This is a genomic window from Nocardioides luteus (genome assembly GCF_000960475.2).
Classification (GTDB): domain Bacteria; phylum Actinomycetota; class Actinomycetes; order Propionibacteriales; family Nocardioidaceae; genus Nocardioides; species Nocardioides luteus_A.
The window spans coordinates 31,604-40,721 of sequence record NZ_JZDQ02000020.1; the positions used below are offsets into that span (position 1 = coordinate 31,604).

General features: G+C 70.4%; 8 protein-coding genes. All 8 read left to right on the forward strand.

Features of this window, described 5'->3' with window-relative positions; translation table 11 throughout:
* The first annotated feature begins 442 nt into the window (after positions 1 to 442).
* The 8 genes from UG56_RS15090 (at position 443) to UG56_RS15125 (ending at position 9,097) form a co-directional block, all read left to right on the forward strand.
* The gene (locus UG56_RS15090; protein ID WP_045549980.1) at positions 443 to 805 is read left to right on the forward strand and encodes a type II secretion system protein; all 363 of its coding nucleotides are present in this window, start codon (positions 443 to 445) and stop codon (positions 803 to 805) included.
* A gap of 77 nt (positions 806 to 882) precedes the next feature.
* On the forward strand, positions 883 to 1,989 hold the full coding sequence (locus UG56_RS15095; RefSeq protein ID WP_045549981.1) for a type IV pilus twitching motility protein PilT: 1,107 nt from the start codon (positions 883 to 885) through the stop codon (positions 1,987 to 1,989).
* Positions 1,986 to 3,734 carry a GspE/PulE family protein gene (locus UG56_RS15100; RefSeq protein ID WP_084101092.1) on the forward strand — a complete coding sequence of 583 codons (1,749 nt, stop codon included), beginning with the start codon at positions 1,986 to 1,988 and terminating at the stop codon, positions 3,732 to 3,734. Before UG56_RS15095 ends, UG56_RS15100 begins: the two co-directional genes overlap by 4 nt.
* A 2-nt stretch (positions 3,735 to 3,736) precedes the next feature.
* Positions 3,737 to 4,942: a type II secretion system F family protein gene (locus tag UG56_RS15105; protein WP_045549982.1), complete on the forward strand. Its 1,206-nt coding sequence runs from the start codon at positions 3,737 to 3,739 to the stop codon at positions 4,940 to 4,942.
* A gap of 9 nt (positions 4,943 to 4,951) precedes the next feature.
* Positions 4,952 to 5,419, forward strand: a complete 468-nt coding sequence (locus UG56_RS15110; RefSeq protein ID WP_045549983.1) for a type IV pilus modification PilV family protein — start codon at positions 4,952 to 4,954, stop codon at positions 5,417 to 5,419.
* Positions 5,416 to 6,069 (forward strand): prepilin-type N-terminal cleavage/methylation domain-containing protein, encoded by a 654-nt coding sequence (locus tag UG56_RS15115; RefSeq protein WP_256206655.1) that lies wholly within the window; start codon positions 5,416 to 5,418, stop codon positions 6,067 to 6,069. The genes UG56_RS15110 and UG56_RS15115 overlap by 4 nt, the downstream gene beginning before the upstream one ends.
* A complete protein-coding gene (locus tag UG56_RS15120) occupies positions 6,066 to 8,315 on the forward strand; it encodes a hypothetical protein (protein ID WP_045549985.1) in 2,250 nt (749 codons plus the stop codon). Before UG56_RS15115 ends, UG56_RS15120 begins: the two co-directional genes overlap by 4 nt.
* The gene (locus UG56_RS15125; protein WP_045549986.1) at positions 8,312 to 9,097 is read left to right on the forward strand and encodes a prepilin peptidase; all 786 of its coding nucleotides are present in this window, start codon (positions 8,312 to 8,314) and stop codon (positions 9,095 to 9,097) included. The genes UG56_RS15120 and UG56_RS15125 overlap by 4 nt, the downstream gene beginning before the upstream one ends.
* The last annotated feature ends 21 nt before the right edge of the window (positions 9,098 to 9,118 follow it).

Sequence of the window (9,118 nt, forward strand, 5' to 3'; positions counted from 1 at the left end):
CCCTCGACGAAAGCTCTCGGAACCACATCGGTCCAGGTTGTCATGACAGCCATCGGCCCACCCTAGCCAGAGCAGCGCGAGCCGGCGGGGCTCTTCGCCCGGGGCGGGCCGGCGCGGCGCCGGGTTCTTCGCGTCGCCCAGACCTCGATGCCGTGCAGCGGGCGCTCGATCAGGAACCTCCATCTCACCTGGGCAAACACCCTGGAACGAGTTGCGGATGAGCACCACACGGAAGCCGCCGCCAGACATCGGGGAAACCTCTTTCCCGCATGCCCCCATGGGTATTCATGGCGTTGAAAGCGGATAGAGACAGTGGGCAATCGGTGCATCCCTTTGATTGGGTATACGGCCCATTTCTTCCGATTCTCGGGTTGCGCCGCGCGGTTCCAATTCCTATCGGCGCTCGGGCCTACCAACAGCCTCCATCCGAAGGAAACCAGCCATGCTTCAGAACACCCTCGCCCGTGCCCGTCAGGCCCGCCGCGACGACAGTGGATTCACTCTCATCGAGCTCGTGATCGTCATCCTCATCCTCGGCGTCCTCGCCGGGGTCGTGGTCTTCTCCGTCCGCGGCATCAACGACCGCGGCGCGGTTGCCGCGTGCAAGACCGAGATCCGCACCGTGGAGACCGCCGTCGAGGCGTTCTACGCCAGGACCAACGGCTACCCGAACGCGATGACCGATCTCACCGCCGGTGCCAACCAGTTCCTTCACTCCGCCCCGGAGTACGTGGCCCTGGCGCCTGCCAACGACGGCACGCTCGTGCTCACTGCGGCCGCGCCCGCCGGATGCCCCGCCCCGTGATCTGACCTGATCGGGAGGGCCGCGACCCAGCGGCCCTCCCCCGGCACGACCTCCACTCCAACAAACCAGGGGCACCCATGCAGACCACCCTCGAACCAGGCAGCCGGGTCGACCAGCTGCTCGCCGCCGTCTGGCAGGCAGGCGGCACGGACCTCCTCCTCTCGGTCGGCCTCCCGCCGATGCTGCGGATCGACGGCATCCTCACCCCCGCGCCGGGCACGGACGTACTGACCGCCGAGGACACCGACGCGCTCCTGGCCGAGGTCCTGACACCGGCGCAGGCGACGGCCTGGAAAGACCGGCACGAGTACGACTTCTCCTTCTCCTGGCGCGAGCACGCCCGGATCCGCGGCAACGCGTTCACCCAGCGCGGGCTCAGCACCGTGGCGCTGCGGATGATCCCGCGCGCGATCCCCACCCCCGACGCCCTCGGCCTGCCGCCCGCGCTGCGCGCTCTGGCGCTGCGCCACCAGGGCCTCATCCTGATGACCGGCCCGACCGGGTCCGGCAAGTCGACCACCCTCGCCTCGCTCATCGACCTGATCAACACCAGCCGCGGCTGCCACATCATCACCGTCGAGGACCCGATCGAGTACGTCCACGACCACAAGGTCGCCGCGGTCAACCAGCGGGAGGTCGGCACCGACACCGCCACCTTCCCCGACGCACTGCGCAGCGTGCTCCGCGAGGACCCCGACGTACTCCTGGTCGGCGAGATGCGCGACCTGGAGTCGATCCGGTTCGCGCTCACCGTCGCCGAGACCGGCCACCTGGTGTTCGCGACCCTGCACACCAACGACACCGCCCAGTCGATCGGCCGGATGATCGACGTCTTCCCCGCCGAGCAGCAGGCCCAGATCCGCGTCCAGCTCGCCGCCGCGCTCAGCTGCGTCGTCTACCAGCGGCTGATCCCGAAGATCGGAGGCGGGATGACCGCAGCGTACGAGATGCTCGTCGCCACCCCCGCGGTCCGCAATCTCATCAAGGAGGGCAAGACCCACCAGCTGCGCAACAGCCTCGTCACCGGGGCCCGCGACGGGATGGTCACCCTCGAGCAGTCGCTCTCCCGCCTGGTCCAGGAAGGCACCGTGGCGGCGGAGGAGGCGCTCGCGCGCAGCCTCTACCCGCAGGACATCGAGACCCGCCCGCGCTACGCGACCTCACTGAGGAGCGTGACCCGATGAGGATCCGTTCCTCGCGCCACGACGAGCCGGCGCCGACCGCACCCGCCACCCAGATCGGCGCGGACGATCGGCTCGCCGCCCTCCTGGTCTCCTCGCGCCGACTCGCTCCCCACCAGATCGATGCCGTCCGCAGCAGAGGTGGCGACGGCACCCTCGCCGAGCGGCTGATCGCTGCCGGGGAGATCAGCGACGAGGACCTGGCCCGTGCGATCGCGGACCACTACGGCGCCGAGACGATCGACTTCCGGCGTACGTCTCCGCAACCCGACGCCGTCGCGCTGCTCGGCGCCGACCAGGCCCGTACGCTGCGGGCGGTCCCCCTCGCGGCCGACGCGCACCGGGTCTTCCTCGCCGTCGTGGACCCCTCGCCCGAGCACCTGGCCCGGATCGGTGCCGCCGTCGGCCGGCCGGTCGTCGGGCTCGTCGCCACGCACCGTGCCCTCGACCTTGCTCTGGCGAGCGCCTACAAGGCGACCCAGGGGGTCGGCAGCCAGATCCAGGCCTTCGAGACCCGCGACGCCCTGCGCCGTGAGGCGACCGGCCTGGACGGCACCCAGGCCAACGAGGACGCACCGGTCGTGCGGGTCGTGCAGATGGTGATCACCCAGGGGCTGCGCGACCGCGCCTCCGACATCCACATCGAGCCGTACGGAGATCGGGTCCGGGTCCGCTACCGCATCGACGGCGCCCTCACCGACGTCCTGGACCTGCCCGGGTCGATCGGTCCCGCGGTGGTGAGCCGGATCAAGATCCTCGGCGGGATGAACATCGTCGAGCGGCGCCGGCCCCAGGACGGCCAGATCTCGATGGTCGTCGAGGGGCGCGAGGTCGACATCCGGGTCGCCACCACGGCCGTCGTCGGCGGCGAGAAGATCGTCCTGCGGCTCCTCGACAAGTCCCGGTCGCTGTTCGAGCTGCAGCAGCTCGGCATGCCTGCGGGCCTCGCCGAGCGCTACCGCCGGCTCATCCACGCCCCCTTCGGGATGGTGATCTGCGCCGGCCCGACCGGTGGCGGCAAGACCACCACGCTGTACGCCTCGCTCGGCGAGGTGAACACGACCGAGCGCAACATCATGACGATCGAGGACCCCGTCGAGTACACCTTCGACTCGATCAATCAGATCCAGATCAACGAGCAGGCCGGGATCACCTTCGCCGGCGGCCTGAAGTCCATCCTGCGCCAGGACCCGGACATCATCCTGGTCGGCGAGATCCGAGACGTCGACACCGCCCGCATCGCGGTCCAGTCGGCCCTCACCGGACACCTCGTGCTCTCCTCGTTGCACGCGACCGAGGCGGTCTCGGCGCTCTACCGGCTCGTCGACATGGGCGTGGAGACGTTCCTGATCGCCTCCTCGGTGACCGCGGTCGTCGCCCAGCGCCTGGTCCGCCGAAGCTGCACCAGCTGCCTCGAGCCGTACCAGCCCTCGCCCGACGAGCTCGCCTTCCTGCGCAGCTTCGGCGACCCGGAGGCCGACGCCACCGCCGACCGGTTCCTGCGCGGCACCGGCTGCCACCTGTGCGCCCACACCGGCTACCTCGACCGCATCGGCGTCTACGAGCTCCTCACCGTCACCGACGAGGTGCGAGAGCTCCTCATCGACCGGGCACCGCACGAGGAGATGCGCAAGCTCGCTCGCAGCCAGGGCATGCGCACCCTCCAGGAGCAGGCGGTCCAGCTCGTCCGCGAGGGCACCACCACCGCGGCCGAAGTCATGCGCTCGATCTACGTCGCAGGAGTCTGACCATGCCCAAGTACGCCTATGTCGGCGTCACGACCGACGGCCGCCCGGTCAAGGGAACGCAGCGGGCCGCCAGTCGATCCGATGCCGAGGTCTCCCTCTACGACCAGCAGCTGCACCAGCTGCGGGTGAGCGAGAAGAAGAGCCTGTGGCAGTACGAGATCTCCGGGCCCCGGATCAAGCGCGAGGAGGTCATGCACCTCTCCCGCCAGATCGCCGCGTTCCTCCGCGCCGGGCTGCCCATCCTGGAGGCGGTGCACACCATCGGCGCCGAGAGCGAGAACTCCTCGATGCGACGGATGATGAACCGGATCGAGGACGGTCTGCGCTCCGGTGAACGCTTCTCGGACTGCCTCGAGGAGTTCCCCAAGGTCTTCCCGCCGTTCTACCGGAGCATCGTGCGCTCGGCGGAGTCCACCGGTGAGCTCGACGTCGTCCTGGCGCGGCTCTCCCGCTACATCGAGCGCGACCTGCAGGCCCGCCGCAAGATCAAGTCCGCGCTGACCTACCCGATCGTCGTGGCCGCGATGTCGGTGGTGACCGTCGTGGTGCTCGCCGTCTACGTACTGCCGAAGTTCGAGGAGTTCTTCGTCGACCTCGACGCCACACTCCCCCTTCCCACCCGGATCCTGCTCGCCGTCACCGGCTTCCTCGGACACTGGTGGTGGCTGCTGTGCCTGGTTCTCGGCGCGGTGTCTCTGCTCTACGTGGTCATCACCCGGACCAGGCGCGGCAAGTACGCGCGGGACGCGCTGCTGCTCAGGATCCCGGTGCTCGGCGATGCCATCACGTACGCGCTGGTGGAGCGGTTCTGCCGGGTCCTCGGCTCGATGGTCAGCGCCGGCGTCAACCTGACCGAGTCGCTCGCCGTCACCACCGACGCGCTGCGCAACCGCGTCTACGTCAAGCGTCTCGGTGCGGTGGCCGAGCAGATGCTCGAAGGGCAGGGGATCGCCGGGCCGCTGGCACGTACCGGCCTGTTTCCCGCGACCGCGACGCAGATGCTGCGGGTCGGCGAGGACACCGGGTCCCTCGACACCCAGCTCGAGGTCACCGGCGGCTACTTCGAGACCGAGCTCGACTACAAGATCGCGAAGCTCACCGCGCTGTTCGAGCCGATCGTCATCGTCACGATGGGGCTCGTGGTCGGGTTCGTCGCCGTCGCCCTGGTCTCGGCCATGTACGGCGTGTTCACCCAGGTCGAGATGTGAGGTCGGGACGTGAACGTGCCATGGCACAGTGACCGGGGCGAGACGCTCGTGGAGGTGCTGGTCGCCGTCTCGATCCTCGGCATCGCCGGGGTCGCGGTCGTGACCGGGCTCCAGATGAGCATCACCTCCTCCGACATCCATCGCAAGCAGACCACCGGGGGCGCCTACGCGCGCAGCTACGCCGAGTCGATCCAGGACTACGTCGCCGCTGCTGCCGACCGCTACGTCCCGTGCGCCGGAGCGAACGCCTACAGCCCGGCCACGGTCGGGTTCACGGTGCCGGCCGGCTACACCGCCGAGCAGGCGCTGGCCAAGCGGGTGCCGCCCGACGGCGGCGCCGCCGGCGCCTGCTCGGGCAACGACACCGGTGTCCAGCAGATCGAGATCACCCTCTCTGCGTCCGACGGCCGGGCGGCCGAACGGCTCACGGTGCTGCTGCGCAGACCGTGCGGCCCGAGGATGGCGATGTGCGGATGAGCCGGCGCCGCGACCCCGCCGCCGAGGCCGGGTTCACCCTCATCGAGCTGGTCGTCACCGTCGCCATCGTCGGTGTCGTCGTCACGGCTCTCACCGGTGTGGTGCTCAGCTACCTGCGCAACACCGTCGACACCCAGGCCCGCCTCTCGGAGTCGCACGACGTCCAGTTCGTCTCCGCCTACTGGCAGCGCGACGTCGCCAGCATCGGCGTCCGCTCCTCGTCCTACGACACCGCCACCCACAGCTTCCCGCTGACCCAGTCCGTCGATCTCCCCGCCTGCCCGCTGACCGGGGACGCAGCCGGGGCGACCCCGGCCGCGACGCTGGCCTGGAGCGAGCACGACTCGCTGACCTCCACGGACCCCGGCACGACGGTGAAGGTCACCTACGCCTACCAGTCCTCGGCCGAGGGCGGCCGGCTCTACCGCGTACGGTGCGGCAGCCGGCCTGCCACCGTCGAGGTCGCCGACCGCCTCGCCGATGCTCCCGTCCTGGCCTGTGCAAACGGCGCCGGCGACAGCATCTCCTGCACCGGGTCCGGTGACGACGTACCTGTCGTCGTGACCCTCGCGCTGTCCATCCACGACAGCACCGGCATCGACCTCCCCACCTACGCCGCGACCCTCCTGGGCGAACGGAGACAGACATGACCCGCCCACGCCCGCGCCTGCGGCCCCGACAGCGACTCGGCAGCGACGACGGAGCGATCCTCGTGTTCGCACTGATCATCGTCACGACCGTGGCCCTCGTCGTCGGCACCGTCCTGGTACGCGGAGACGGCTCCCTCCGCGCCACCGTGGCGCTGCGCGAGGTCGCCGGCTCCACCTACGCCGCCGACGGAGCGGCCCAGGTCGCCATCAACGACCTGCGCACCGGCCACTGGGGCGGAACCGCCACCGAGCCGGCCGACTGGGCTTTCGACAACTCCGACGACGGCACCGGCTGCTTCGGCGCGAACAGCGACACCGACGGCAATCCCGCCAACGACGCCGTCGGCACCCTCGACCTCTCGAACTTCTACCCGGCGTCGGCCGCCAGCGGCGACGGGCCGACCTCCGCGAGGGTCGAGTGCGTCGCGGAGGACTCCACCGGGGCCCAGGGCTCACCGGTGCCGATCACCAATCAGAACAAGCCCGGCAACGCCATCCTCACCCTCGGCACCGGCGGCGAGACCGGCCTCACCTCGAGCGCGAGCGGAGGCAACTCGCTGCGGGTGCACGGCGGCGTCTGGTCCAACTCGGACATCTCGGTGACCAACGGCGACATCGTGAGCAGCACCTCCATCCGGGCCCACACCGGCTGCGCACCCACCTCGGCCCTCCACGCGCCCGTGGTCGACTGCTCCTCAGGGACCGTGGCCGACCCCGGATACCCCAGCGACCCGAGCGTGACCGGCACCGGCGTACCGCCGCTGCGGACCCCACCGACCAGCTGCCCCGCGGTCGTCACCTTCGAGCCCGGCTACTACGACGACGCCGCGGCCCTGAACAACCTGACCAACCGGAACGCCTGCCGCGACAGCGTCTTCTGGTTCAGGCCCGGCACCTACTACTTCGACTTCCACAACGGCACCAACGACCCGATGTACGACAGCGACACCAACGGCGGCGGTGGCAGCGAGTGGAACGTCAGCGTCGGTGCCCTGATCGCGGGCGACCCCGTCGGCGACAGCCTCACCAACCCGCGCTTCCCCGCGGACGGGAACTGCCGCAACCCCATCGACGACGTGACCACGCAAGGAGTCCAGTTCCTCTTCGGCGGCGAGAGCCGCCTGCGGGTCGACGGCGGCGCGAACGTCGAGATCTGCGGCAGCTACCACGGCGACCGGCCCCCGATCGCTCTCTACGGGCTCAGGACCGGCACCTCCACGAGGACCTCCTTCACCGAGGCCTCCGGTGACGACGGGGACCCGTTGACGACCAGCGGTACGCCGAGCGTGACCCCGGCCGGCAGCGACAACACCTTCACCGGAGCGACCGCCCCTGCGCTCCGCGACGCCGGCAACGGCTCAGCCACCTGGTTCCGGCCCAACGGTGGGGCCACCACGGTCTCCCGCACCGTCACCATGAACGGCTTCGCCCCACCGGCGACGATCCCGAGGGGGTCGGTCGTGAAGGACGCTCGGCTCCTCGTCCGCCACAAGGCCTCGCAGAACAACGCCGGCACCGCCTCGACCATCACCCTCACCCCGGCCGGCGGCACTGCCTTGGGCCCGTTCAACCTGGACCGCCCCGGGACGCTCACCACCCAGACGGTCGACCTGCGCACGCAGCAACCCACCGTGTTCAACGCGCTGCAGCGGGCCGTGCACGGCAACGGCTACACCGGCGCGAAGGTCGACTTCACCGGCACCATCGCCAGGAACCTCGGCGCCGCCGCGACCGTCGAGCTCGATGCCGTACGCCTCGAGCTGGAGCTCTACCTCCCGCAGTTCCGCGCCCAGTCCGACGCCGGTCTGGGGGCCGGCAACTGCCTGAGGCTCGGCGGCGGCTGCAACCTCATCGGGGTCGGCCCCTCCGGCGGCAGCTACCACGGCGTCTTCTACGTCCAGGGCACCACCTACACGCCGACGACGCGGATCCAGCTCAACCTCAGCAACCTGCAGCAGGCCGAGGTGTTCCGGTTCGGTGTCATCTCCCGCTCGCTGGACTTCTCCACCCAGGGGAACCCGACCTTCCAGGACGCCGTCATCCAGCTCCCCGACAACTCGCCGGGATGGGGGTTCAACGGCACCCTGGTCCAGCTCAAGGTGTTCGTGTGTCCCGACTCCCCCACCTGCGCACCGAGCCCCGGAAGGCTGGCGCTCACCACGCGCGTCCAGCTCTGGGACCCGAGCGGTTCTCCCGCGCCGGGTAGACGCCAGGTCAGCGTCCTGAGCTGGAGCCACACCCGATGAGCGGGGTGAGCGCGGTGCTGGTCGCCGCCGTCTGTGCCGCGTACGGGCTCGCGGTCGGCTCGTTCCTCAACGTCGTCGCCCACCGGGTCCCCCGTGGGGTCTCGGTCGTGCGACCGCGCTCGGCGTGCCCGCGGTGCGGTACGCCGATCCGGGCCCGGCACAACGTCCCGGTGCTCGGCTGGCTGCTCCTGCGCGGACGCTGCTACGACTGCGGCGAGCCGATCAGCGTGCGCTACCCGCTGGTCGAGGCGGGCACCGGAGCGCTGTTCGCGGTCGCCGGGCTCCGGTTCGCCGACCGGCCGTCCCTCCTCGCGGCCTACCTCGTCTTCGCGGCCGTCGCGATGGCACTCGCGCTCATCGACCTCGATGTCCGGCGGCTGCCGAACGCGATCGTGCTCCCGGCCTACCCGCTCCTCGCGGCCCTCCTCGTCCTCGGGGCCGACGACGACGCCCTGAGCAGAGCGGGGATCGGGGCGCTGGTCCTGTTCGGGTTCTTCCTCACCATCGCGCTCATCGCACCCCGCGGGATCGGGTTCGGTGACGTGAAGCTCGCCGGGGTCATCGGCGGCATGACCGCCTATCTCTCCTGGGGCGCCTTCCTGACCGCTGCCTTCGGCGCCTTCCTGCTCGGGGCGGTCGCGGGCATCGCCCTGATCCTGGGCCGAGGGGCACGGGGCAAGACCGCGATGCCGTTCGGCCCCTTCATGCTCGTGGCCGCCTGGGCATCCATCCTGGGCGCGAGCGGGCTCGGCGAGGTCTACCTCGACCTGATCGGGCTGTGACCGCGCACACCGGCCGACCGC